This window comes from Marinomonas posidonica IVIA-Po-181, assembly GCF_000214215.1.
Taxonomy (GTDB): Bacteria; Pseudomonadota; Gammaproteobacteria; order Pseudomonadales; family Marinomonadaceae; genus Marinomonas; species Marinomonas posidonica.
The window spans coordinates 2,866,629-2,890,156 of the sequence record NC_015559.1; the positions used below are offsets into that span (position 1 = coordinate 2,866,629).

The 23,528-nt window shown below is 44.6% G+C and carries 25 protein-coding genes; 8 read left to right on the forward strand and 17 right to left on the reverse strand.

Annotation, left to right across the window (positions count from 1 at the left end; all coding sequences use genetic code 11):
- Positions 1-67: 67 nt before the first annotated feature.
- Positions 68-943, forward strand: coding sequence for a DMT family transporter (locus MAR181_RS13170; RefSeq protein WP_013797086.1), 876 nt, complete (start codon positions 68-70; stop codon positions 941-943).
- Here the strand turns inward: MAR181_RS13170 and MAR181_RS13175 are convergent.
- The 3 genes from MAR181_RS13175 to MAR181_RS13185 form a co-directional block, all read right to left on the reverse strand.
- Positions 937-1,392: an Lrp/AsnC family transcriptional regulator gene (locus tag MAR181_RS13175; protein WP_013797087.1), complete on the reverse strand. Its 456-nt coding sequence runs from the start codon at positions 1,390-1,392 to the stop codon at positions 937-939. The genes MAR181_RS13170 and MAR181_RS13175 overlap by 7 nt on opposite strands.
- A gap of 91 nt (positions 1,393-1,483) precedes the next feature.
- Positions 1,484-1,975, reverse strand: coding sequence for an acetolactate synthase small subunit (ilvN, locus tag MAR181_RS13180; RefSeq protein ID WP_013797088.1), 492 nt, complete (start codon positions 1,973-1,975; stop codon positions 1,484-1,486).
- 2 nt (positions 1,976-1,977) lie between these two features.
- Entirely contained in the window at positions 1,978-3,690 is a 1,713-nt protein-coding gene (locus MAR181_RS13185) for an acetolactate synthase 3 large subunit (protein WP_013797089.1), read from the reverse strand.
- 428 nt (positions 3,691-4,118) lie between these two features.
- Here MAR181_RS13185 and MAR181_RS13190 point away from each other — a divergent pair, with 428 nt between their 5' ends.
- Together MAR181_RS13190 and queG are read left to right on the forward strand one after the other, a co-directional pair.
- A complete protein-coding gene (locus MAR181_RS13190; protein WP_013797090.1) occupies positions 4,119-4,379 on the forward strand; it encodes a hypothetical protein in 261 nt (86 codons plus the stop codon).
- A 52-nt stretch (positions 4,380-4,431) separates the two neighbouring features.
- Complete coding sequence (queG, locus tag MAR181_RS13195; RefSeq protein WP_013797091.1) at positions 4,432-5,505, forward strand: tRNA epoxyqueuosine(34) reductase QueG; 1,074 nt, start codon at positions 4,432-4,434, stop codon at positions 5,503-5,505.
- A gap of 21 nt (positions 5,506-5,526) precedes the next feature.
- Here queG and MAR181_RS13200 read toward each other — a convergent pair whose 3' ends face one another.
- On the reverse strand, positions 5,527-6,387 hold the full coding sequence (locus MAR181_RS13200) for an acyl-CoA thioesterase (RefSeq protein ID WP_013797092.1): 861 nt from the start codon (positions 6,385-6,387) through the stop codon (positions 5,527-5,529).
- Positions 6,388-6,572: 185 nt separating this feature from the next.
- Here MAR181_RS13200 and moaA point away from each other — a divergent pair, with 185 nt between their 5' ends.
- The 4 genes from moaA (at position 6,573) to MAR181_RS13220 (ending at position 9,824) form a co-directional block, all read left to right on the forward strand.
- Complete coding sequence (gene moaA / locus MAR181_RS13205) at positions 6,573-7,562, forward strand: GTP 3',8-cyclase MoaA (RefSeq protein ID WP_013797093.1); 990 nt, start codon at positions 6,573-6,575, stop codon at positions 7,560-7,562.
- A gap of 11 nt (positions 7,563-7,573) precedes the next feature.
- The gene (gene moaB / locus MAR181_RS13210) at positions 7,574-8,122 is read left to right on the forward strand and encodes a molybdenum cofactor biosynthesis protein B (protein WP_013797094.1); all 549 of its coding nucleotides are present in this window, start codon (positions 7,574-7,576) and stop codon (positions 8,120-8,122) included.
- Positions 8,122-9,312 (forward strand): molybdopterin molybdotransferase MoeA, encoded by a 1,191-nt coding sequence (locus tag MAR181_RS13215; protein ID WP_013797095.1) that lies wholly within the window; start codon positions 8,122-8,124, stop codon positions 9,310-9,312. Before moaB ends, MAR181_RS13215 begins: the two co-directional genes overlap by 1 nt.
- Before the next feature lie 83 nt (positions 9,313-9,395).
- Entirely contained in the window at positions 9,396-9,824 is a 429-nt protein-coding gene (locus tag MAR181_RS13220) for a HepT-like ribonuclease domain-containing protein (protein ID WP_013797096.1), read from the forward strand.
- A gap of 20 nt (positions 9,825-9,844) precedes the next feature.
- Here MAR181_RS13220 and MAR181_RS13225 read toward each other — a convergent pair whose 3' ends face one another.
- Entirely contained in the window at positions 9,845-10,771 is a 927-nt protein-coding gene (locus MAR181_RS13225; protein ID WP_013797097.1) for a LysR family transcriptional regulator, read from the reverse strand.
- A gap of 121 nt (positions 10,772-10,892) precedes the next feature.
- Positions 10,893-11,804, reverse strand: a complete 912-nt coding sequence (gene serB, locus MAR181_RS13230; RefSeq protein WP_013797098.1) for a phosphoserine phosphatase SerB — start codon at positions 11,802-11,804, stop codon at positions 10,893-10,895.
- Positions 11,805-12,035: 231 nt separating this feature from the next.
- Here serB and MAR181_RS13235 point away from each other — a divergent pair, with 231 nt between their 5' ends.
- On the forward strand, positions 12,036-13,484 hold the full coding sequence (locus MAR181_RS13235; RefSeq protein WP_013797099.1) for a YtjB family periplasmic protein: 1,449 nt from the start codon (positions 12,036-12,038) through the stop codon (positions 13,482-13,484).
- A 90-nt stretch (positions 13,485-13,574) separates the two neighbouring features.
- Here MAR181_RS13235 and rpoS read toward each other — a convergent pair whose 3' ends face one another.
- The 11 genes from rpoS to MAR181_RS13290 all read right to left on the reverse strand — a co-directional run bounded on the left by rpoS (position 13,575) and on the right by MAR181_RS13290 (position 23,502).
- Entirely contained in the window at positions 13,575-14,570 is a 996-nt protein-coding gene (rpoS, locus tag MAR181_RS13240; protein WP_013797100.1) for an RNA polymerase sigma factor RpoS, read from the reverse strand.
- 30 nt (positions 14,571-14,600) lie between these two features.
- Complete coding sequence (locus MAR181_RS13245) at positions 14,601-15,383, reverse strand: peptidoglycan DD-metalloendopeptidase family protein (protein WP_013797101.1); 783 nt, start codon at positions 15,381-15,383, stop codon at positions 14,601-14,603.
- An 86-nt stretch (positions 15,384-15,469) separates the two neighbouring features.
- The gene (locus tag MAR181_RS13250; RefSeq protein ID WP_013797102.1) at positions 15,470-16,393 is read right to left on the reverse strand and encodes a DUF368 domain-containing protein; all 924 of its coding nucleotides are present in this window, start codon (positions 16,391-16,393) and stop codon (positions 15,470-15,472) included.
- Positions 16,386-17,051 carry a protein-L-isoaspartate(D-aspartate) O-methyltransferase gene (locus MAR181_RS13255; RefSeq protein ID WP_013797103.1) on the reverse strand — a complete coding sequence of 222 codons (666 nt, stop codon included), beginning with the start codon at positions 17,049-17,051 and terminating at the stop codon, positions 16,386-16,388. The genes MAR181_RS13250 and MAR181_RS13255 overlap by 8 nt, the downstream gene beginning before the upstream one ends.
- Positions 17,048-17,794: a 5'/3'-nucleotidase SurE gene (surE, locus tag MAR181_RS13260; protein ID WP_013797104.1), complete on the reverse strand. Its 747-nt coding sequence runs from the start codon at positions 17,792-17,794 to the stop codon at positions 17,048-17,050. The genes MAR181_RS13255 and surE overlap by 4 nt, the downstream gene beginning before the upstream one ends.
- Positions 17,772-18,866: a tRNA pseudouridine(13) synthase TruD gene (gene truD, locus MAR181_RS13265; RefSeq protein WP_013797105.1), complete on the reverse strand. Its 1,095-nt coding sequence runs from the start codon at positions 18,864-18,866 to the stop codon at positions 17,772-17,774. The genes surE and truD overlap by 23 nt, the downstream gene beginning before the upstream one ends.
- Positions 18,863-19,354 carry a 2-C-methyl-D-erythritol 2,4-cyclodiphosphate synthase gene (gene ispF / locus MAR181_RS13270; RefSeq protein WP_013797106.1) on the reverse strand — a complete coding sequence of 164 codons (492 nt, stop codon included), beginning with the start codon at positions 19,352-19,354 and terminating at the stop codon, positions 18,863-18,865. The genes truD and ispF overlap by 4 nt, the downstream gene beginning before the upstream one ends.
- 15 nt (positions 19,355-19,369) lie before the next feature.
- On the reverse strand, positions 19,370-20,095 hold the full coding sequence (gene ispD, locus MAR181_RS13275; RefSeq protein ID WP_013797107.1) for a 2-C-methyl-D-erythritol 4-phosphate cytidylyltransferase: 726 nt from the start codon (positions 20,093-20,095) through the stop codon (positions 19,370-19,372).
- Positions 20,092-20,370: an FtsB family cell division protein gene (locus tag MAR181_RS13280; protein WP_013797108.1), complete on the reverse strand. Its 279-nt coding sequence runs from the start codon at positions 20,368-20,370 to the stop codon at positions 20,092-20,094. Before MAR181_RS13280 ends, ispD begins: the two co-directional genes overlap by 4 nt.
- Before the next feature lie 108 nt (positions 20,371-20,478).
- A complete protein-coding gene (eno, locus tag MAR181_RS13285; protein ID WP_013797109.1) occupies positions 20,479-21,774 on the reverse strand; it encodes a phosphopyruvate hydratase in 1,296 nt (431 codons plus the stop codon).
- 93 nt (positions 21,775-21,867) lie between these two features.
- Entirely contained in the window at positions 21,868-23,502 is a 1,635-nt protein-coding gene (locus MAR181_RS13290; protein WP_013797110.1) for a CTP synthase, read from the reverse strand.
- Positions 23,503-23,528 lie beyond the last annotated feature (26 nt).

The window sequence follows — 23,528 nt, forward strand, 5'->3', positions numbered from 1 at the left end:
ACTTAATCCTACAATTTCCCCTCATACAAAAAGACGATTTATCCACTTTTTAAACAAGAGAAAAAAGATGACGATTTCCCATTTATTTCTGTGGCTAACGGCCACCATTTGGGGCTTTGCCTTTGTGGCGCAAAGTGTTGGGATGGAATCCCTTGGCCCATACAGTTTCAACGCCGCTCGCTTTACCTTAGCCGCTTTATCCATGTTGCCATTGGCCTATCTGTTTGAACGTCATCGCAAGGCAGACATTGGCTTAACCATAAAAGCTGGTGCCATCGCAGGATTAATCCTGTTTTCAGGTGCGACTTTGCAACAAATTGGCCTGCTTTACACTACGGCGGCCAACGCAGGTTTTATCACCACCATGTACATGTTGATAGTACCGATTGCTGGCTTGTTTCTAAAACACACGATTGAACGTCATACTTGGCTGGGTATTGTTCTCGCAGTAGTAGGACTATACACGCTCACTGTTGGGCCGAACTTAAGCATCCAAAAAGGCGATGCCATTGAGCTAGCGGGGGCTTTTTTCTGGGCAGGGCACGTTTTAGTGGTAGGTTACTACTCGCGTAAAGTCCCTATCATTAGTTTCTCAATCGTACAGCTAGTCATTGTTGCGGTATTTTCTTGGATTCTTGCCTTGATAACGGAACAGCCAACTTGGCAAAACATCCAACAAAGCTGGCTTCCATTGGTATACGCCGGCATCGCCTCTTCCGCCATCGCGTATTCTTTGCAAACCCTAGGACAAAAGAATGTTGCACCAAGTTCAGCGGCATTGATCTTATCAACAGAAGCCGTTTTCGCGGCTATTGGCGGTTGGCTGTTAATGGACGAGTATTTATCAATGCGAGAACTCATGGGCTGTGGCCTGATTTTTGTCGGCATGATCATCAGTCAATGGCCACGTCAAAATAAACCAACAGCGAGTTTAGCTCAGTAAGTCTCAGGTGCTTTTTCAACGTCCGCCGGCATCTCGCGGGAGACCGGCGTCGACATAATCATCATAGTATTGGTATCACTTAGATCAATTAGCCGCTCTAGTAATTGGTCGAGTTTTGACATGGAACGAACACCAACACGAAGCACAAAAGCATAAGGTCCAGTCACGTTATAGCAATCCAACACCTCATCTAAACTCAATACCAAGGCTTTAAATTCTCTTTCCTTAGTACGATAGACCTGACACTCCACCAAGGCCGTGATAGGAATACCAACTTTTTCTAGGTTCACTTGCGCGCGATACCCTGTAATCACGCCAGCTTCTTCTAGCTTACGAACCCGCTCCGCAACAGCGGGGGCAGACAAATGCACTAATTTGCCCAGCTCCGCATAAGTTAGTCGCGCATTTTCCTCTAACGCTTTGAGTAACTTCCAATTCGTTTTATCCACATTGTTTTCCTATCAAAGGGCTTCGAAACAGAAAAGCCGCGATAAATCGCGGCTTTTAAGGATGACAAGCTGTTGTGCCTTTAGTCCACTATCAAAGAGACAGCGTCTTCTCACCACGAGCAATACCAGAAACACCAGTTCGCACCACCTCAAGCAGGTGTGTTCCACCTAATGCTTGTAGGAAACCATCCAATTTATCGGACTCACCCACAATTTGAACGGTATAGATAGACGGCGTCATATCCACAATATTACCACGGAAGATATCAACCGTACGCTTCACTTCTGCTCGCTGAGCACCCGTTGCACGTACTTTCACCAGCATCATTTCACGTTCAATGTGCTGCCCTTCGGTCAAATCCACCAGCTTAACCACATCAATCAACTTGTTTAGCTGCTTTGTAATTTGCTCAACCACTTGATCCGAACCAAATGTTGTCAAGGTTAAACGAGACAAGGTTGGATCGTCCGTTGCGGCAACGTTCAAAGACTCGATATTAAAGTTTCGCTGAGAAAACAAACCCACTACGCGCGACAAAGCACCAGGCTCATTTTCCATTAGTACAGAAATAATATGTCGCATAATTAGGTTCGCTCCGTCTTACTCAAGAACATATCGCGCATAGAGCCGCGTGGCACTTGCATTGGATAAACGTGCTCTTCTGGATCCACATAGCAATTGATGAAGACCAATTGATCTTCCATTGCAAAAGCTTCTTCCATTTTCGCGTCTAACTCGTCTTTACTACGAATTTCAACATACTTATGACGGTATGCGTCCATCAATACTTTGAAGTCCGGTAATGAATCCAAGTAAGAATTAGAATAACGACCTTCATAGTTCATATCTTGCCATTGGCGAACCATGCCAAGATAACCATTGTTAAGACATAAAATCTTCACTGGCAAACCGTATTGCAAACAAGTAGACAGCTCTTGAATATTCATTTGAATACTGCCTTCACCTGTCACACAAACCACGGTTTCTTTAGGGAAGTTCATTTTGACACCCATAGCCGCTGGCAAACCAAAGCCCATGGTGCCCAAGCCACCTGAGTTTACCCAGCGATTTGGCTTGTCAAACTTGTAATACTGAGCCGCAAACATCTGGTGTTGACCCACATCCGAAGCCACAAATGCGTCTCCTTTTGTGGCACGCCAGCAAGCTTCAATGGCCGCTTGCGGCTTGATTTGCTCACTACTAGTGTCGTATCGACCACCGTGTACCGCACGCCATTCATCAATCTGCTTCCACCAAGTTTCCAAGGCTTCAGTATTGCTCTGCTCACCAGCGACTAAGGATTGCATTTCTTCTAGCACCTGAGTAACAGGTCCAACAATTGGCACATCCGCACGAATGGTTTTCGAAATCGCTGCTGGATCAATATCAATGTGAATGATTTTTGCACCAGGGCAGAATTGATCTGGATCGTTGGTGACACGATCATCAAAACGCGCACCGACGGCTAAGATGACATCACTGTGGTGCATGGTCATATTGGCTTCATAACTACCGTGCATGCCCAACATACCGACAAACTGACGATCTGTTCCTGGGTAAGCACCCAAGCCCATCAAGGTATTTGTCACTGGTACATTCAAGGATTTTGCTAGATTGACCAATAACTCCGACGCCCCACCCATGATGACACCACCACCAGCATAAATAACCGGACGCTTAGCGGCTAACAACAACTCAACTGCTTTTTTGATCTGGCCACTGTGACCTTTGGTAGGTGGCGTATAAGAGCGCAACGCAACCGACTCAGGGTATTTGTACTCGAATTTCTCACCCGGCATGGTCATGTCTTTCGGCACATCGATAACGACAGGGCCAGGACGACCACTGGACGCGATGTAATATGCCTTTTTCATGATGGCTGGAATTTCAGAAGGATGCTTTACCGTGAAACTGTGTTTTACGATAGGGCGCGAAACGCCAACCATATCGGTTTCTTGGAAGGCATCTTCACCGATCAGATAACTCATCACCTGACCACAGATAACCACCATTGGGATAGAGTCCATGTAAGCGGTCGCAATACCAGTGACCGTGTTGGTTGCACCAGGGCCTGAGGTCACCAGCACAGTGCCAGCTTTACCTGTTGCGCGCGCATAACCATCTGCCATGTGGGTAGCCGCTTGTTCATGCCTAACCAGAACGTGCTTAACATCAGATTGACGATGCAAAGCATCGTAAATGTGAAGTGCGGCACCACCTGGATAACCATAGATATATTCAACTCCCTCATCTTTGAGGAAGCGGGCGATCATTTCACCACCGGATAATAACTCCACCTTGTTACCCTCTATAGTATTTATCTGCTGTTAAAATTATTAGTGCGGCTATTGTAACCGCATACGACAAACAGATTAAAGTTGATAGAACGAAGTTTGCTGAACTAACTGAGGTAACTTTAAAAAAAGAACACTCGAACGCAATAAATCGCAGTTTTTACACTGCCCGCGTCTTTTCGCGAGGAGAAGCATAAAATAACGATATTGCGTCACGTTATGCTTGTGCTTATCAGACTGACTCTGATTGAAATGAGCTAGTGGCTCAAAGATATGACCTTATCGACTGGATGGTGTCGATTTAATAAGAGGACGATTCTCTCTTTGAGGCGATATATTGTCAACAGCAATACACTAAAACAAACAGAAAAACTTGCTCTAATACCCGCTTCATGGTGTCATACGAAGATTATTTGATTAGGAGCTTTACCATGGCTAACGAACTAAACCAACAACGCATTATCGACGAGTTCTTACGCTGTTTTCGCAAATTGTTAATGGACCCAAAATTGGCCTCTGAATTAGTTCGCATTGCCAAAGAATACATCAATGAGCCAAATGCCTACCAACGCATTGCGGAAGAAGTGTCTAGCCAGACAACATTGAAAATCCCAGAAGAACATACTGAAGCGGATCGTATGTTTATCAAGCTGTTAATGGACGTCGTAAAAGGCGATGCTCTGCTTTACTAATCAAACTGACTTTCGCTAGGCAGTATTTGCCTAGCGTCAATATGGATTCCCCTTGCTACCTTCTTCTCTTTCCAACCCAGACGACCTTGCACAACTGGCCGTTGATATTAAAGCCTGGGCAACAGAATTTGGCTTTGCAGAAGCACGCATTGTGGACCCAGATCTAGGCCAACACAAAGACCAATTCAACAACTGGTTAGACAAGGGCTACCACGCTGGCATGGATTACCTCGCCAATCATGGCGACATGCGCTTCTACCCAGAACAGCTTCACCCTGGCACACGCCGAGTCATCTCGTTACGCATGCACTATCTGCCGCAATCAGTGGAAACCGTTAAACGTCTGCACACTAAGGAAAAAGCCTATATTGCCCGTTATGCACTGGGCCGTGACTATCATAAATTGATCCGCAAACGTTTAACTCAACTGGCTAAAAAGATCGAAGCAAAAATAGGTGATCATGGTTATCGTGCTTTTGTCGACAGCGCCCCGATACTAGAACGACAAATAGCGGAACAAGCTGGCATGGGGTGGATAGGGAAAAACACCTTACTGTTAACCCCCAAAGCAGGCAGCTGGTTTCTATTGGGAGAAATTTTTACCAATTTACCCTTGCCCGTGGATGGAGCAACGAAAACGCGTCATTGCGGCAGCTGCGATGCTTGCTTAACTCAATGTCCAACGGACGCCTTTGTAGAACCTTGGGTACTGGATGCAAGCAAGTGCATTTCATATCTAACCATTGAACATAAAGGCCCCATTCCAGAAGAACTTAGAGACAAAATGGGCAACCGTATTTTTGGCTGTGATGATTGTCAGCTGGTGTGCCCTTGGACCAAATTTGCCAAATACACGGAAGAAGAAGATTTTCAGCCAAGACACAATTTGGACTCGTCCGATCTAGTCGAACTCTTTCAATGGAATGAAGAAACCTTCCTAAAAAACACCGAAGGCTCACCCATTCGCCGCACCGGCTATGAAAACTGGCAACGCAACATTGCTGTGGCCTTAGGGAACGCCAAGACCACTGATGATATTCTTGATGCGTTAAAAAAAGCGCTTAAACACAGCTCGCCATTGGTTCAAGAACACATTGAATGGGCTTTGAAGCAGCATAATCACTGACCACATCACTACTCATTCAATTTATTTGCCAGAATATCGAATCAAACCTTCTTGCGCTATTGATGCAACCAATTCACCTTTTTGGTTAAAGATTTGTCCTCGTGCAAACCCTCTCGCCGAACAAGCTGATGGCGAATCTGCAACGAACAACAACCATTCATCCAAACGGAAAGGACGGTGAAACCAAATGGCATGATCCAAGCTCGCAATATTCAAATAAGGATTCCCAATGGATAAACCATGGGGCATCAAGGCCGTTTCAACAAAGCCATAGTCGGTTGTATAAGCCAGCATGGATTGATGAATTAATTCATCATCTGGCAAAGGTGCCACACTGCGAATCCACATATGACGCTTGGCGATGCCAGGACGAGGGCGAAACGGGTTTTGGTTTTCCACTATACGATATTCGATCGGGCGATCCGCAGTAAAGAGTTCGCGTACTTTCTGAGGAATTTCATCAGCATGGGCACGATATAAAGATAACTCAGACTTAAAGGCCTCTGGTCCTGGAACATTTGGCATCGCTTCTTGATGATCTAAACCGCTTTCCGTCAAATGGAACGACACCATCATTACCAAAATACTCTTACCAAACTGAGACGCCACGACTCGGCGCAAACTGAAACTGCCACCATCTCGCACGATTTCCACGTCATATTGAATTGGTTCAGCTGCATCACCTGGGCGTAAAAAGTAACAATGCAATGAGTGGGGAAAGCGCCCTGCTACGGTTTGAGTGGCGGCACTTACCCCTTGGCCGATAACATGGCCACCAAACAGTTTAGGAAAGCCCAAGTCCTGACTTCGACCGATAAATTGGGTGTCGGATACTCGTTCTAGTTTCAATAATTCAATGAGGTTAGTTACCACAGGGTTCAAGATGCTACTCCTCGACAACAATAATTGCGTCTTATTATGACGCTTTTTGCGTCATCCCACGATCCACAAATTCAGATAAAATATGAATTCCTCGAATTAATCTCGCGAAAACCACCTTGCTACTTTACTAACACTGGTCTTTTTTGCTTTTATGACAGTCTGCAAGTGGGGAAAATGTCTTGGCTATGTCTGAATTGATCGATCCTTTTGGTCGCAAAATTGATTATTTACGCATCTCGGTAACCGATCGATGTGATTTTCGCTGCACCTATTGTATGGATGAAGACGTTTCTTTTTTGGCGCGCGAGCAGATATTGTCTTTGGAAGAAATTGTCTTTGTGGCGCAGACCTTTATTGCCATGGGCACCAAGCGCATTCGAATCACAGGTGGTGAGCCGCTAGTTCGTAAAAACATTCTTTGGGCAATTGAAGTCATTGCAAATACTCCTGGCTTAGAAGAACTGACCATTACCACGAATGGTTCACAACTTTATAAAATGGCACCCGCTTTGCTCAACGCTGGCGTGTCTCGCATTAACATCAGTTTGGACACTTTAAAAGCAGACCGCTTTTACGAGCTCACTCGTCGCGACAAATTTCAGCAAGTTATTGATGGCATTGACGCTGCTGCTCAACTGCCTTTTAAACGACTGAAAATCAACAGTGTCATCTTAAAAGGCCGTAACCATGATGAAGTGCCAGATTTGGCAAAGTTTGCTTTAACACGTGGTTTGGACATCAGCTACATAGAAGAAATGCCCCTCGGTGTGATCCATGACCACGACAGAGCGGCCACCTATATGTCCAGCGATGATGTGATCGAAGCGATCTCGGAGCATTACCAATTAAGCCCTAGCACGATGACCACAGGTGGCCCGACTCGATATTATCAGGTAGCAGGATATGAAAATCGCATCGGCACGATTTCCCCACACAGTCATAATTTTTGCGACACCTGTAATCGCGTACGCTTAACCGCAGAAGGTCGCCTGTTACTTTGTCTAGGCAACGAACATTCGAAAGACTTAAAAAGCCTGTTACGAGCCAATCCAAATAATGCTCTTTTGCTCAAAGAACGCATCATTGATGCCTTGGCACTCAAGCCTCAACAACATCATTTTAACCTAGATGAACCGCCGCAAATATTACGTTTCATGAGCGCAACTGGCGGCTAAGAAGGAACCACATGGCAAAAATTCCAACTCCATTCCGACCATTAAAGATTAGTGTTTTAACGGTTTCAGACACTCGAACCCTTGCAGAAGATACTTCTGGCGAGGCTTTGATTGACATGCTTACTCGCTCAGGCCATACCTTACAACAGCGCCAAATTGTTAAAGACGATGTCTATCAAATGCGTGCGGTAGTATCACAATGGATTGCCGATGAAGACACTCATGTGGTGCTGATTACTGGTGGTACAGGCTTTTATGCTCGCGACAGCACACCTGAGGCTATGACCCCCCTGTTCGATAAAACCATTGAAGGCTTTGGGGAACTATTCCGCCAAATTTCCTATGATGAAATTGGCACTTCTACAATCCAATCTCGTGCCATTGCAGGCTTAGCCAACCAAACCTTAATTTTCTGTTTACCAGGCTCTACGGGCGCTTGTCGCACTGCCTGGAATGGTATTTTAAAGGAGCAATTAGACGCTTCTCATAAACCCTGTAATTTCGTTGCCATGCTGCTTGGTCCATTGACCTCAGATGCGACTCATGGAGTCACATCTTAATGTCCAGTTTGCTTGCTTTTGAGGAAGCTTTAACCGCAATCGAACAGGCGGCTTCTGTGCGTGTTAAAACAGAAACATTACCCTTAACAAAGTCATTAGGACGTATCTTAGCCAATAATATCGTGGCCCCCATTAACGTACCACCACAAGCGAATAGCGCGATGGACGGTTATGCCATTGCCTATCAAGACTGGCAAGATGGCAAAGCCTTTACAGTCAGCCAACGCATTGCAGCAGGACAAGCGCCTACCCCATTACAAACTGGCACCTGTGCACGCATCTTCACTGGCGCTATTTTACCGGCTGGGGCAGATACCATTATCATGCAGGAAAATGCTCAAATCGAAGCGGAGCAAGTCTGTTTTCATCCATCACCACAACAAAGTGATAATGTCAGACCAAGCGGCCAAGACATGAAACAAGGTCAAACTATCGCTTTCGCTGGACAGAAACTGAGCGCCATGCAAATTGGTCTGCTCGCCAGTTTGGGAATCACTCAAATCACAGTGTTTACACCTCTTAAAGTCGGCATTCTGACCACAGGTGACGAATTAATTCCGGCTGGATCATCGTTAAAAAGCGGACAAATCTATAATTCTAATGGGCCTATGCTAGCGGCATTGGTCTCTGAAGCTGGACATAAGGTCACCTGCTCATTGCATGCGGCCGATACTCCAGAAGCGACAGAGCAAGCGTTGCAACAGCTGATCAAAGAATGCGACGTGATCTTATCATCTGGCGGCGTATCGGTCGGAGAAGAAGATCATGTAAAAGGTGTACTGGAAAAGCTTGGCACATTGCACCTATGGAAAATCGCCATCAAACCCGGGAAACCATTAGTTCATGCAAGCTTAGAAGGGATTCCCTTTTTAGGATTACCCGGCAATCCAAGCTCAACCCTAGTGACTTTTCATTGGTTCGCTCGTCTATTACTCTCTGTATGCGCTGGCGCTCAAGCCACCAGACCAGAGGCTTATAAGATTAAGGCTGGCTTTAATCGCCACAGAGCCATTCAACGAGATGAATTCTTACGAGTGACGATCCGACAGGGTAAAGCGCACCCTCACGCTCAACAAAGCTCCGGTGCTTTGTTAGCAGCATGCGAAAGCCAAGGTTATCTACACATTAGAGCGCAAGAGTTAGTAAAAGAAGACCAAGAGTACGATTTTTACCCTTTTCACAGCTTCTAATCTTTTCAAAATGGCCAATGCTCACCTAAACTGATGAAAGCACACTAAAAAAGTGTGCTTTCATCTACTGGAGAGGTGCTTAAATGAGAGACTTAAATTGGGAAAATGCTCTTTATGATCATCAACACAGCATGATTAAAAGACTCGACTCATTTCGTAAGCAAACCAAAAACGGGGAATACAGCCGTGATGAAATCATGGTCATAGAACATTCATTTCAACTTCTCGTTGCTTCCATGTTAGATCTGGCAAAATACGTGTTGAAGCATCATTACCAAACCGAGGTGCAAGCTCGTAAAGATGTACTAGAAGCGCTTATCAGCCATAAAGATGTAACTTTCGAACAAGCCGAGCAAATCAAATACCTAATCCAATTAAGAGACTCCATACTGCACGACTATCTGGAAGAGAATTTTGACAATTTAGCCGAAGCCATGACGTTAAAACGCTACAGTTTAGTAGAAGTATTAACAAAAGAATGGGTCAGTCGCTTAACCAACTTGGAAAAATAAAGCAGACTTAGGGGCTTGCTTTAAGCAGATTGTGTTGCATCAATAAACGCTTGCCTCAATAAACCACGAAACCACATGTGTGCCGAATCATGTTGATAACTTTCATGCCAGATCATCGAGTAATCAAAACTTCGCGTTTGAAAAGGTAGCTCAAACAGCTCTATGTCTGATGCCGTCTGCACCATGTCCTCGGCAAACAATTTTGGGACAGTTAACAACAAATCACTGTTCATAACGGTTCTTGCCGCCGGCACAAAATTCGGTAAATGCACAGAAACATGTCGTTTGTGCCCCAGCTTATCAAGTTCTCGATCCACCGCAAAAAATTCACGTCGTCCCAGTACAACCTGCACATGGTCCGCCTGCAAATAAGCGTCGAGCGTTAAGCCTTGGTTAAGAAGAGGATGTCCCTTACGCGCCAAACACACCATATGATCACTTTGCAGACGCATCGCACGTATGCCTGATGGCGGCTCCTTTGATAAAACCGACACGGCCAGATCAATATTACACTGATCTAGCTCGGTGACCATGTCTTCATTCCAGGATTTCACATCCAATACCGCATTAGGTGCTGCCTGACGAAATTGATCAAGTATCTTAGGTAAGACAGTTAGCGTACCAAAATCGGTAGTTGATAAGGAAAAACGTCGCTTGCTTTGCGCCGGATTAAATTCGATGGGCTGTATTAGGTTCTCAAGATTTTTCAGGGTATCGGCCAAATAAGGTGCTAAACCTTGCGTTTTCGCCGTTGCAGACAAACCATGAGAAGTTCTAATAAATAAAGGGTCATCAAATACATCTCTTAAACGAGACAAAGAACGACTCACAGCTGGTTGAGAAACATTTAAACGAGATGCAGCTTTGGTAACATTCAGCTCTTCGATTAGCACTTGAAGCACATAAAGCAAATTCAGATCGATGTCCGATAACTTTATTTCTGACACACCCACACCTCATTTAGACTTATTATAACTGATGATCATAACAAGCTTTTCCGGAAGACCATAGCATTGCCCTCGAATCAGACCTATTTCATTTATTGAACAATAACCTCGGTAAGCTTAATTAGGCTTCAAGGCGTTTTATTTCCACAGAAGTCATACCTAAAAGATATAATATTCCATCTAAACCGAGCTGATTCATCGGACAAGGTGCTTGTTGACGAACGAGTGGCTTGGCATGCAAAGCAACCCCAAGTGCCGCCTGATTAAGCATCAGCAAATCATTGGCACCATCACCACAAGCAATGGTTTGCGACCAATCCACTTGCTGTTCATCCACTATTTTAGACAATAATAACTTTTTACGCTCGCCATCAACAATTTCGCCAAGGTGCTTACCAGTTAACACACCATCTTCAATTTCCAAGACATTGGCATGCACTTCACTCATCTGATATTCGGCTTGAACTCGGTCAGCAAAGTAGGTGAAACCGCCTGACAATATCGCCGTATGCCAACCAAAGTGGTTAAGTACAGACATTAGTCTGGCAATACCATCCATTGGTTGAATGCGTTGATAGACACCATCCATCACATCACTGCTCAATCCTTTTAAAAGCGCTAATCTTTGCACAAAACTTTCCACAAAATCGATTTCGCCTCGCATTGCACTGGCTGTCACCGCTGAGATTTGTTCACCTATCCCGACTTCAACAGCTAATTCGTCCATGACTTCTGCTTTGATTAACGTCGAGTCCATATCAAAGACCGCCACACCACCCGCTTTGATGTCCAATTTAGAGGTTTGCAGAATATGATCTATGCCAGTGTCATCTGCCAATTTCAATAATTCAGCTCGAAACGAATCAAGCTCAGGAAGGTCATCGACTAACGTCACTTGAGCAACCCTTATCGCATCGCGATCATCCGATAACAAACGCGTCTCAGCAGAGAGGTTTTTGCGATTTAACCATGCATGGAACTGCTTTAAATAGTCTGTTCCAAACGATCCAATAAGCGTGATACAAGCTGACATAGGGGCTCCTCAAATAATGTGCTGCCTACTATAGCAAATCGTTTTCTTTTCTCTAAGCAGGATTTATCTCGCAAGACCGATAACATGAGTAAGAATAAAAGCCTTACTGATTGTTTAGAAAAATGAAAAACTTATTCGACTTGCTTTAATGCCGCTTAAAGAATTCAGAAAACGGCCGTTATCATGTGTATACTTAAGTCATTGTTCTGTGTATAAGCCCAAAGGAAGTGAATGGAAACCCAATCAAAAAAGAAGGTCTTCTCCGCGTTCATACGTAAGCGACTCAGCGCCTCTACGATCACGGTCGCCACGTTCCTTTCATTGATGGTTCTAACCGTGTGTATTTTTTGGTACACCATGACACACGCGTTGAGTAATTACCTTTCCCAACAAACGGAAGTGTTAGGAAGCAGTTTGGCGACACAGGCCGCCTTCAATGCCACCCAATCCATTTTGACCAACGATCTACTGAGTTTAAATGTCCTGTTAAATCGTCTAGTGGTCGATGAAAATATTCTCAGCGCACGGGTCTACAATAAAAAAGACGAGCTATTGGCTGAAGCTGATAGCAGTGGTGCTGGTATCAGTTCCGAACAAGAACTGAGGCCCAGTGAAAAACGCCGGGTATACAGCTCTAGTATTAAATTCCGTGATGAAATCGTCGGGCATGTCCTTATCACACTAGACAAGACCCCCGCTCAAGCCACGTTACAACACCTTAATAACTTATTAATAGGTGTGGCTATTTTTATCTCTACCATCGCCCTGCTCTTCATTGTTATTATCACCCGCTGGTTATTTAACCCCATTAATGACATCCGTGATGCACTCGTTAATCTGGATAAAAAACAAAGAAAGTCGACGCTCGTTGAACCCATCTATAAAGAAGCTCGTTTGCTGCATAAAGCCGTGACCGAAACTCGCCCGAAGAAAAAAGTGGTCAAAGCCGCTACCGATGTAGAAGCCAACGTCGCTGAAAACTTAACAGAAGAAATCAGTCGAGTGGAAAAAGCCCAATTTGAAATTAACTTTGATGCAATCTTTGAAGAATCTAAACAACGTAGCTGCCTACTGTACTTTGACATTCTCAATCTAGAAAAATGGCATGAAGACTTATCGCCACTTCAAGTCGCGAATTTATTAACCCCTATCTACCGTGCTATGTTTCAAGCCAGCGAGACATACCTAGGTCAGGTTCATCAATATCAGAATGATGCCGCCATCATTCTCTTTAGTGCAGAACACTGTGAAGACAATTTATACCTGAATGCGATTTGTACGGCTGAGTTATTCATTGGATTAGTCGAAAAACTTTATGAAAATGAGCTCTACGAAGAAGCCCCTAAGCTCGACTTTCACTTAGGTCTTCACCAAGGTAATGCGCAAGTATCGCACATGATTAAAGAAGATAAGCTAGAGCCTGAAAGAATCGTAGGGGTACTCGATAAGGTTGCTCAACTGAAAAAAACTCAACACATTAACAAGCTTGTCATCACAGACGATATTTTTACTTTATCGCAAATTCAAAATCGTGTGTTTACTAGCCTTCCCGACGTTATCGAAGAAGGTGATGACGAAACCTTGGCGTATGAAGTCAAAGGACTGTCTGATAAGTACAGCAAAAAAATACAGCAATATATTCTCGACATGACCGATTCTGAACCACTAGCAGAACAGTAAAACCAAGCTGTAAGATAAAACGAAGCACATACTAAAAGGCCCAAATGCTATTTGGGCCTTTTTCGTTATACTGCTTGTAAGAGTAACAATTTATTCATTTATGCCAATCACATCGTCCAGTGACAAACCCTCTTTATCTAGGATCAGACGTAATTTGCGTAACGCTTCTACTTGTATCTGACGTACACGCTCCCGTGTTAAACCAATTTCCGCACCGACATGCTCAAGGGTACTGGCTTCATGTCCACGTAGTCCAAAACGGCGCGTAATCACCTCACACTGTTTCTCACTTAACTCGTCAAGCCATTGTTCAATGCCTTGCAGCACATCACCATCCTGACGATCCGCCTCTGGCCCTTGATGTAAGTCATCCGCCAAGACTTCAACTAAACTTTTATCGTTATTTTCACCACCGAAAGACGCATCAATAGAACTGATTTTTTCATTCAGTCCCAACATTTTTTGCACATCTTCAACAGGACAATCAAGCTTGTCTGCGATTTCTTCAGGGCTCGGTTCGTGATCTAACGTTTGAGTCAATTCACGAGCAGCCCGAAGGTACACATTAAGTTCTTTTACAACATGAATAGGTAAACGAATCGTTCGGGTTTGGTTCATGATGGCACGCTCAATGGTCTGGCGTATCCACCATGTCGCGTAAGTTGAAAAACGAAAACCTCGCTCAGGGTCAAACTTTTCCACAGCTCTGATGAGCCCTAAATTCCCTTCCTCAATCAGATCAAGTAGCGACAGACCACGGTTGAGATAACGTCGAGAGATTTTCACCACTAAACGCAGATTACTTTCGATCATACGTTTGCGTGCTTTCTCATCACCTTTCAATGCCAGGCGAGCAAAATAAACCTCTTCTTCTGCGGACAAAAGAGGTGAAAAACCGATCTCACTCAAATACAACTGAGTAACATCCAAACTTTTAGAAGAGTCTGCTTCCGCATATCGAGCATTAACAGCGGATTCAAATTCTTCATCCGCTCCCTCTTCTTGATAGCCATCTAGTGTATCAAGGTCAAAGTCTCTGGCGTTCGAGACCTTAGCTGCGCTTTTATCCATACTTGCTAACTTCATACCCCCTCCTTATAAAACGCTAGTTTTTACTCAATTTTTGGGTAATACATCTAACGGATCAATCGGCTGTCCATCCCGACGAACTTCAAAGTGAAGCAAGGGCCTATCCGTCCCCTTACCACCGATTACAGCAAGGGAATCACCTGCTCGAACACTTTGCTTTTCTTTTACTATGATTCTTTCGTTGTATGCATAGGCACTGAGGTAAACATCATCGTGTTTCACAATAACAAGGTTTCCGTACCCAATTAGACCACTGCCTGCATACACTACAACACCATCAGCAGCGGCTTTCACCAAATCTCCTTTTTGCGCTTTGATGTCTATACCTTTACTACTAACCCCTGCGTTTGAAAACCCCCTCTTCACCTCACCGTCTACAGGCCAAGACCATTTAATGTCTTTTGTAACTGGAGTCGAGGTTTTTGTTGCCGCTTTTTTGGACTTCTGACGGCTAACAGAGGCAACAGGTTTTGGCGTGACTTTAGCCTTTTTAGAGGACGTCTTTGACGTCGATCTGGATTGTGAAGTAGACGCTTTTTGAGCCTCTATTAAACGTATTTTTTGATTAGGATAAATAACATAAGAAGCATCAATGTTATTGGCCTTAGCAAGCTCTCGATAATCTAAACCGTAGCGGAAGGCAATGGAAAACAAGGTATCACCGCTGCGAACACGATAATACCCAGACGATGGCACAGAAGAAACCTGAGCATGATTTGATGAAGAAGAAGAGGTATTTTTATCTGGAAAATGCAGTACTTGATAAGAACAACCCGCCAGAAAAAAGCACAGCAATACCAATTGGCCCATTTTATACGCCAAAACTCTTTTAACCGGCTTTTTATCATGACAACTAAGGATAATGTTTCCCTCAAACAATAGAATTGTAGCGTTTATTAACTTTTGTCTTCATTTCGTAAATAAATGTAAGAGGCATAAAAAACCATCAAAACACCGACTAAAATGAAAGCCATTGGTACCGCCAAATCGTTCAGAAACTGATAGCTCGATGCCTGCCATGGTAATATTAAATTTGTCTCTACCGGTATTTTTTTGTCACCTATTTGCTCCCAACTCAAGGTCTCTTTCCAAGGCCACACTTTCACCAAAGCACCAAGCATGATGCCGGTCAAAAACGACAAGGTCATGGCATGCGCTTTGTTTAATAAATAATTGAGCAATTTGGAGAAGCTCAATAAGCCAACCAAGGCCCCTGCGGCAAAGATGATAATCACGGTGAGATCAAAACTTTTTACAGCATTCAACACAAAACTGTACATTCCCATGATCAATAAAAGAAAGCTTCCTGAAATACCGGGTAGAATCATGGCACAGATGGCAATCATTCCTGCGACAAACACCATAGGAGAAGATGTGCTCATACTCGTAGGCACCAACAATGACAGGCTAGCACCAGCAATAATACCGACGATCAAAACAACACCATGACGAACAGAGAAATGATTGACCTGCTTTAATAAGAACACCGCAGACGCTAAGATCAAACCAAAGAAAAAGCTCCATAAATAGGTTGGATATACTGCCAATAAATGCGTGATTAAACCGGCAATCAGAAAAATACTCGTCACCACACCAGCGCCTAATGCCAATAGAAAACCACCATCAAAATGACGCCACAGCGCTTTCACATCTCCTTTGAATAGCATTTGAATACTGTCTTTGTTAACGCCGCTAAGCGCCGCGATCAAACGATCATAGACACCCACAATAAAAGCAACTGTACCTCCAGAGACGCCAGGCACGACATCCGCAGCCCCCATTAGGACACCACTTAAATAAATTTTAAGCCATTTAGGCATGTTCCATTCCTTCTAATAAAGGGACAAAGTAAGCGGACTCATTGCCCAAACATTTCCAGCGATCTCCTTCTTTACGCCAACATCCTATCTGTGGCGTAGGGTGATCAATCGGCATAATCAGAATGCCATTTTCTTTTAAACAGTTCGTCAACGCCAAGGGGATTTTACTGGCCATCGCGGTGATAATCACCGCATCCATTTCAATACGATGAGGCCAGCCCGCCTGCCCATCAGCAAACAAATGCTCGACATTATTGACGCCCATAGAAGACAGCCTTTGCTTAGCCTGTTGATACAGAGATTGCTGGCGCTCTATGGTATGCACCTTATTAAAAAAGTGCGCCAAAATACGGGTCTGATAACCTGAGCCTGTGCCAATCTCTAACACACGACCCAGCCTGGCATATTGCAATAACCACTCCGTCATTCTGGCCACCGTTAATGGCTGACTAATGGTTTGATTACGACCTATGGGCAATGGGGTGGCAGAATAAGCCAGATGAGAAAACGCCGGTTCAACAAACTCGTGCCGAGGAATATTGCCCATTAAAGCCAATAGCTCAGAATGAGTAATACCCTGCTCTTCAAGCTGATGAATCATACCGGAGGCTCTTGGCTCCGTATGGGTTATTAACCAATTAAGGTCATGCTGGCTCATAGTGTGACGATATCAATCCATTTTTCCAAAGAAGATGTTGCTTCGTAGCAGGTCATGTCTGTGTGAATCGGCGTCACAGAAACATAGCCATTTGCCACCGCATCAAAATCGGTACCTGACGATGCATCATACGGATCAGACAAGGCGCCGATCCAGTAACTTGGCATACCTCGAGGATGCTGGGCAGACACAGGCGCTTGTGCTTTATGACGATAGCCTAGCTTAGTCACCTGAAGCCCTTTGATGTCATCGTAAGGCAAATCCGGCACATTCACATTGAGCAATACCCCGGCGGGCATATTCAACGTATGAGTGTCTTTTAGCAAAGCCAATACCACTTGCGCTGCTGTTGCAAAGTGTTGATTACCAACCAATGACACAGCTAAAGCAGGACGACCTAAATGTCTTGCTTCCATAGCCGCCGCTACCGTGCCTGAGTAAATCACGTCATCGCCTAAGTTAGGACCATGATTAATACCGGAAACCACCAGATCAACTTGCCCATCAATCACCCCAGACAGAGCCAGATTGACACAATCGCTTGGGGTGCCATCTACTTTATAGGCTCGGTCTGCTACCTTACAGGGCTGCAAAGGGCGAGTCAGGGTAAGCGAGTTACTGGCACCACTGCGGTTACGGTCAGGCGCGACCATCAAGGTGTCATATTGCGCTTGTAGATACCTTGATAAGGTCTGAATACCCAACGCGTCTATACCGTCGTCATTCGCGATCAGAATTCTCATGATATTTCTCAGCTGATTTGTCCGTAAAATTCATCATCTCTCGCAGAATACTGGTAGCGAAACAACCTTTAGGTAACGAAAATTCAAGAATTAACTGGGCTTCTCCCGTCTCTTCCTTTAGCAATTCCCAGGCCATGTTCATTGGCACCAATCTGGCCAAACGACTGTCTCGAGATAAACCAAAATCCATCAGCGCCTCGACCAGCTCACCATAGTCTGCCAATGACGCTTTTATGGCGGCTTCTCTTTGAGGCCCCGTACCACCTTCCCAGCCAGGACTTAACAAAGGTAACACTGGACTAATCTGGCCTCGCGCCACACTCAAATGCATCAACGCTGATCGTTGCTGCACTCGAAACTGCTCCTCTTTATGCTGAAACTGTGCAATATCAGCATCACATAAACGATCCCACATGCCGTTTTCAACCTGATCACTCAAGGCTTGATTGAAGCACCAAGAGCGAATAGCAGACAACCAAAAGGACTCCGTCTTTGATAATTTGCGACGACTTTGCCGCCCTTTTAAGACAAATTCTTTGCCGTTGTGCAAGTTGTTACCGTTAATACCAAAACGCTGAGGCCCATAGTAATTCGGCACACCGCCTTGCTGAACCAACTGTAAACGCGCTTCTAGTTCTTCTAGGTCACCCGCCACATTACGCAACCGAATGATAAAACGATTGGCAAAATGGGTGCCCGTTTTTAGTTTTTTAGAATGGCGTAATTGGGCGATTAAACGGACACTCTCGGGTTCACGGAACGCTTGATGAAGATCCGATAAATCCGGTTCCTCATTCAGGGTATGCAAGCAAAACCATTGACGCGTGCAAGCATGGCGATCTTTTACGCCACTGTAAGTCACCTTATTGGCAGCAATCCCAGCCAATTGAGCTAAGCGCTTTGCTAAGAAGTCGGTATTAACCCCTAATTTTTCAATAAACACATAACAGAACTCGCCTTTTCCATCTGGCTCAAACCCTAGCTGCTCTTCCACATAAAAGTCTTGGGCATGTGTTTTTAAGTCACCCGTATTACTGGGCTCTGACCAAGCGTATTGCCAATCCGTATTCATAAGGCCCCTTGCTTATGCAGCAATGCCACAGCTTCCACCGCAATGCCTTCTTTGCGACCCGTAAACCCCAATTTTTCTGTCGTCGTGGCTTTTACGTTCACCTGTGACACATCGACCTCAAGGTCTTCGGCAATATTGGCTCGCATGGCGTCAATATGTGGTCGCATTTTTGGCGCTTGCGCTAAAATAGTCACGTCTAGGTTTCCCACTAACAGCCCCAATGCTTTAATTTCAGCGAAAGCACGCTTTAATAAAATCCGACTGTCAGCTCCTGAAAATGCCGCATCGGTATCAGGAAAATGTTTACCAATGTCGCCTAGAGCTGCTGCGCCTAGCAAGGCATCTGTCAGAGCATGTAAAACCACATCACCATCTGAGTGGGCAATCAAACCCTGCGAATAAGGTATCGACACGCCACCCAGAATAACATGGTCGCCCTCGCCAAATTTATGAACATCAAACCCATGACCTATACGAAATGGCATCATAAAAATAACTCCAACTTAATGCGCTTTTGAATTTAAGAAGTGTGAAAAAAGCGCCTCGGCAATCACCAAGTCCTCGGGCAATGTCACTTTAATATTACTGTTTTCACCCATTACCAAATCTGGTTGCCAGCCTTGTAATTCCATTGCTGAACATTCATCCGTAACCTGTTTGCCATCCATATGAGCCTGACCCAACGCGTTTAATAAGGCCCCTAATGGAAACTTTTGTGGCGTTTGAGCCAGCCAAATATGTCTCCGATCTAACGTGCTTTTTACGTTAGGGGTTGGTTCAACTGAGCGAACATCCACTTGTTGTTTCACCGTGTCTTTTGACGGCATTGCCAGCAATGCGCCCTGTGCTGAGTCATGTTTAATAATACGCGATAACGCCGTATGAGATAACAAAGGACGTGCCGCATCGTGCACTAACACATGACACTCAACCCCAACCGACATTAGTCGTAATAACTGCAAACCTTTTTGTACCGTGTCACTGCGTTCTGCACCGCCAAGATAGGTTTTTACCCCTGGATTATTATACCATTTTGACCCTGGCCAATAGGCATCGTTCGCGCCTAAGCCAACCACCACGCCCGCAATACAGGGGTGTGTTAGAAAGACCTCAATCGTGCGGTCCAAAATGGTTTCGCCTGCCAACGATAAATACTGTTTAGGGCAATCCGACAACATACGTTGTCCCACACCCGCAGCAGGAATGATCACCCACAATGCCTGGCTCATCTTTTTTCCACCATACGATAAAACACTTCACCATCTTTAATATACTGAAGCTCTGTACGAACATGCTCTTCCACGGCTTCTTCACCTAAACGTAAATCCTCAACCTGAGCACGTAAGGCATCATTGCGATGTTTCAATCTTTGATTAATGCGTTCTTGATAAGCAATTTGCTTAGCCAGCTCTTCCTGACGTTTTACCCCTTGCTCACCAAAATATAGGTGATAGCACTGGTATCCAATGGCACAGACAAAAAAAGCCAATAATAAACGCGCCATAATATCCTCTACGATTAAAAAAACCTGTCCCTTATTATCAAAGGAATAGCATGAAAAAAAACAAAAAAAGGGAGAACTAAGTTCTCCCTTTTTTAGGTCAAGACAGAATTAAGCTTGACCCTTGATCTCAGAAAGACCTTTGTAAGGTGCTTTACCACCCAATTGCTCTTCAATACGTAGCAACTGGTTGTACTTAGCAACACGGTCAGAACGACACAAAGAACCTGTCTTAATTTGACCTGCCGCAGTACCAACAGCCAAATCAGCGATAGTCGCGTCTTCGGTTTCACCTGAACGGTGAGAAATTACCGCCGTGTAGCCTGCATCTTTTGCCATTTTGATCGCTTCAAGCGTCTCAGTCAAAGACCCAATTTGGTTAAACTTGATCAAGATAGAGTTGGCGATGCCTTCATCGATACCGCGCTTCAAAATTTTAGTGTTGGTCACGAAAAGATCGTCACCAACCAATTGAATCTTGTCACCCAAAATCTTCGTTTGGTAAGCAAACCCCTCCCAATCAGATTCATTCAAACCATCTTCGATGGAAACGATTGGATAAGCTTCACATAACTCTGCAAGGTAATCAGAGAAACCTTCTGACGTGAAGACTTTGCCTTCACCTTTCAGGTTGTATTTACCGTCTTCGTAGAACTCAGACGCTGCACAGTCCATCGCAAGGGTAATGTCTTTACCAAGTTCGTAACCGGCTGCTGCAACCGCTTCTTTGATCACCGCAAGGGCTTCTGCGTTAGACGCAAGGTTTGGCGCAAAACCACCCTCATCACCCACCGCTGTATTCAAACCACGTGCGTTCAGTACTTTTTTCAGTGCGTGGAAAATTTCCGCACCGTAGCGTAGTGCTTCACGGAAGTTTGGCGCACCTACTGGTTGAACCATGAATTCTTGAATATCAACATTGTTATCAGCGTGCTCACCACCATTGATGATGTTCATCATAGGCACAGGCATGGAATACTGACCAGAAGTACCGTTCAAGTCTGCAATGTGGGCGTATAAAGGAACTTTCTTAGAGGTTGCTGCGGCTTTCGCTGCCGCCAAAGAAACCGCTAAGATAGCATTCGCACCAAAAGTCGATTTATTTTCTGTGCCATCAAGGTCAATCATCACCTTGTCTAGCTCGGCTTGTGCCGTCGCATCTTTACCCATTAAAGCATCACGGATAGGACCATTCACTGCCGCTACGGCTTTTAAGACACCTTTTCCTAGATAACGACTTTTATCGCCATCACGCAGTTCTAAAGCTTCACGAGAACCGGTAGAGGCACCAGACGGTGCACACGCTGAACCTACTGAACCATCTGCTAAAATAACATCAGCTTCAACAGTAGGGTTACCACGAGAATCCAATACTTCTCTGGCTTTAATATCAACGATTTGACTCATAACAAACCTCTTTAAATAGATAAAAAATCACAAACAGCCTGTTTGCTTCAGAAAGTAATAAGTAACGTCTTTTTACTTATTGCCTCTCTTTACTTATTTTTCTTTTCCTGCGTATTTCAATGCCGCGTGAACAAAGGCACTGAATAAGCCGTGACCATATCTAGGTGTTGACGTAAATTCTGGATGGAACTGACAAGCAACATACCAAGGGTGATCGGCAATTTCGATCATTTCAACCAAAGAGTTGTCTTCTGAACGACCTGAAATCGTCAGACCTGCCTTTTCTAAATCAGATACGTAGAAGTTATTCACTTCGTAACGATGACGATGACGTTCTGTAATCACGGCTTCACCATAAGCTTCAAAAGCGTTTGTTGCTTCTGTTAGGTTACAGTTTTGCGCGCCCAGACGCATCGTTCCACCTAGATCGGATTCCTCTGACCGGATTTCTTTGGAACCCTCTGCATTGGTCCATTCAGTAATCAGACCAACAACTGGGTTCTCTGCTTTTAGATTAAACTCAGTGCTGTGAGCACCGTCTAATTTTGCCACATTACGAGCAAATTCAATAACCGCTACCTGCATCCCCAAACAAATTCCCAAGTAAGGTACTTTGTTTTCACGAGCATACTGAGCCGTCAATATCTTACCTTCGACACCACGTTCACCGAAACCACCCGGTACCAGAATCGCATCCATATTTTTCAATACTTCTGTGCCATTTTCTTCAATGCTTTCGGAATCAATATAGTGCAATTTCACTTTCGTACGCGCATGAATACCAGCATGATCCATGGCTTCAATCAAAGACTTGTAAGCATCCAACAATTCCATGTATTTACCCACCATGGCAATGTTGATTTGCTTCTCAGGATTCAATTTAGCTTGCGTTACTTTATTCCAAATACCCAGATCAGGCATATTGCAGTCTAAGTTGAAATATTCCACGATTAAACTGTCTAAGCCTTGGTCATTCAACATCTGAGGAATACGGTAAATCGTATCCGCATCTGGTAGTGAAATAACCGCACGTTCTTCAACACTGGTAAATAAAGCAATTTTCTTACGTTCTGGTGCTTCAATTGTCACTTCAGAACGGCAGATTAGAATGTCTGGTTGAATACCAATCGAGCGCAGTTCTTTCACAGAGTGTTGAGTTGGTTTGGTTTTCGTTTCACCCGCCGTACGGATGTAAGGAACCAAGGTTAGATGCATAAACAAAGCGCGGCGAGAGCCCAATTCCACTTTTAATTGACGAACGGCTTCAAGAAAGGGTTGAGACTCGATGTCCCCCACTGTGCCACCGATTTCCACCAAAGCAACATCAGCACCTTCGGCACCAGAAATAACACGTCGTTTGATTTCATCTGTGATATGAGGAATGACTTGAACTGTACCGCCAAGGTATTCACCACGACGTTCTTTTTTCAATACATGTTGGTAGACACGACCACTGGTGAAGTTGTTACGCTTACCCATTTTAGTAGAAATGAAACGTTCGTAGTGACCAAGGTCAAGATCGGTTTCAGCACCGTCTTCTGTGACGTACACTTCGCCGTGCTGGAAGGGACTCATGGTGCCAGGATCCACATTGATGTAAGGATCCAGCTTTAACATGGTGACTTTTAGCCCACGAGATTCAAGAATGGCCGCCAAAGAAGCGGATGCCAATCCTTTACCAAGAGATGATACTACACCACCTGTTACGAAAATATATCGTGTCGCCATGAGTGTTTAACCCGCCTTAAAAATAA

What these genes read in the sequence shown, in the direction of transcription:
- ispF (WP_013797106.1), bottom strand. Translation starts at nt 19,354, where the DNA reads ATGATGCCATTTCGTATAGGTCATGGGTTTGATGTTCATAAATTTGGC.
- moaA (WP_013797093.1), top strand. Translation starts at nt 6,573, where the DNA reads ATGTCTGAATTGATCGATCCTTTTGGTCGCAAAATTGATTATTTACGC.
- serB (WP_013797098.1), bottom strand. Translation starts at nt 11,804, where the DNA reads ATGTCAGCTTGTATCACGCTTATTGGATCGTTTGGAACAGACTATTTA.
- surE (WP_013797104.1), bottom strand. Translation starts at nt 17,794, where the DNA reads ATGAGAATTCTGATCGCGAATGACGACGGTATAGACGCGTTGGGTATT.
- ilvN (WP_013797088.1), bottom strand. Translation starts at nt 1,975, where the DNA reads ATGCGACATATTATTTCTGTACTAATGGAAAATGAGCCTGGTGCTTTG.
- MAR181_RS13220 (WP_013797096.1), top strand. Translation starts at nt 9,396, where the DNA reads ATGAGAGACTTAAATTGGGAAAATGCTCTTTATGATCATCAACACAGC.
- MAR181_RS13290 (WP_013797110.1), bottom strand. Translation starts at nt 23,502, where the DNA reads ATGGCGACACGATATATTTTCGTAACAGGTGGTGTAGTATCATCTCTT.
- rpoS (WP_013797100.1), bottom strand. Translation starts at nt 14,570, where the DNA reads ATGAAGTTAGCAAGTATGGATAAAAGCGCAGCTAAGGTCTCGAACGCC.
- MAR181_RS13255 (WP_013797103.1), bottom strand. Translation starts at nt 17,051, where the DNA reads ATGAGCCAGCATGACCTTAATTGGTTAATAACCCATACGGAGCCAAGA.
- MAR181_RS13170 (WP_013797086.1), top strand. Translation starts at nt 68, where the DNA reads ATGACGATTTCCCATTTATTTCTGTGGCTAACGGCCACCATTTGGGGC.
- truD (WP_013797105.1), bottom strand. Translation starts at nt 18,866, where the DNA reads ATGAATACGGATTGGCAATACGCTTGGTCAGAGCCCAGTAATACGGGT.
- MAR181_RS13245 (WP_013797101.1), bottom strand. Translation starts at nt 15,383, where the DNA reads ATGGGCCAATTGGTATTGCTGTGCTTTTTTCTGGCGGGTTGTTCTTAT.
- eno (WP_013797109.1), bottom strand. Translation starts at nt 21,774, where the DNA reads ATGAGTCAAATCGTTGATATTAAAGCCAGAGAAGTATTGGATTCTCGT.
- MAR181_RS13190 (WP_013797090.1), top strand. Translation starts at nt 4,119, where the DNA reads ATGGCTAACGAACTAAACCAACAACGCATTATCGACGAGTTCTTACGC.
- moaB (WP_013797094.1), top strand. Translation starts at nt 7,574, where the DNA reads ATGGCAAAAATTCCAACTCCATTCCGACCATTAAAGATTAGTGTTTTA.
- ispD (WP_013797107.1), bottom strand. Translation starts at nt 20,095, where the DNA reads ATGAGCCAGGCATTGTGGGTGATCATTCCTGCTGCGGGTGTGGGACAA.
- MAR181_RS13280 (WP_013797108.1), bottom strand. Translation starts at nt 20,370, where the DNA reads ATGGCGCGTTTATTATTGGCTTTTTTTGTCTGTGCCATTGGATACCAG.
- MAR181_RS13235 (WP_013797099.1), top strand. Translation starts at nt 12,036, where the DNA reads ATGGAAACCCAATCAAAAAAGAAGGTCTTCTCCGCGTTCATACGTAAG.
- MAR181_RS13215 (WP_013797095.1), top strand. Translation starts at nt 8,122, where the DNA reads ATGTCCAGTTTGCTTGCTTTTGAGGAAGCTTTAACCGCAATCGAACAG.
- MAR181_RS13250 (WP_013797102.1), bottom strand. Translation starts at nt 16,393, where the DNA reads ATGCCTAAATGGCTTAAAATTTATTTAAGTGGTGTCCTAATGGGGGCT.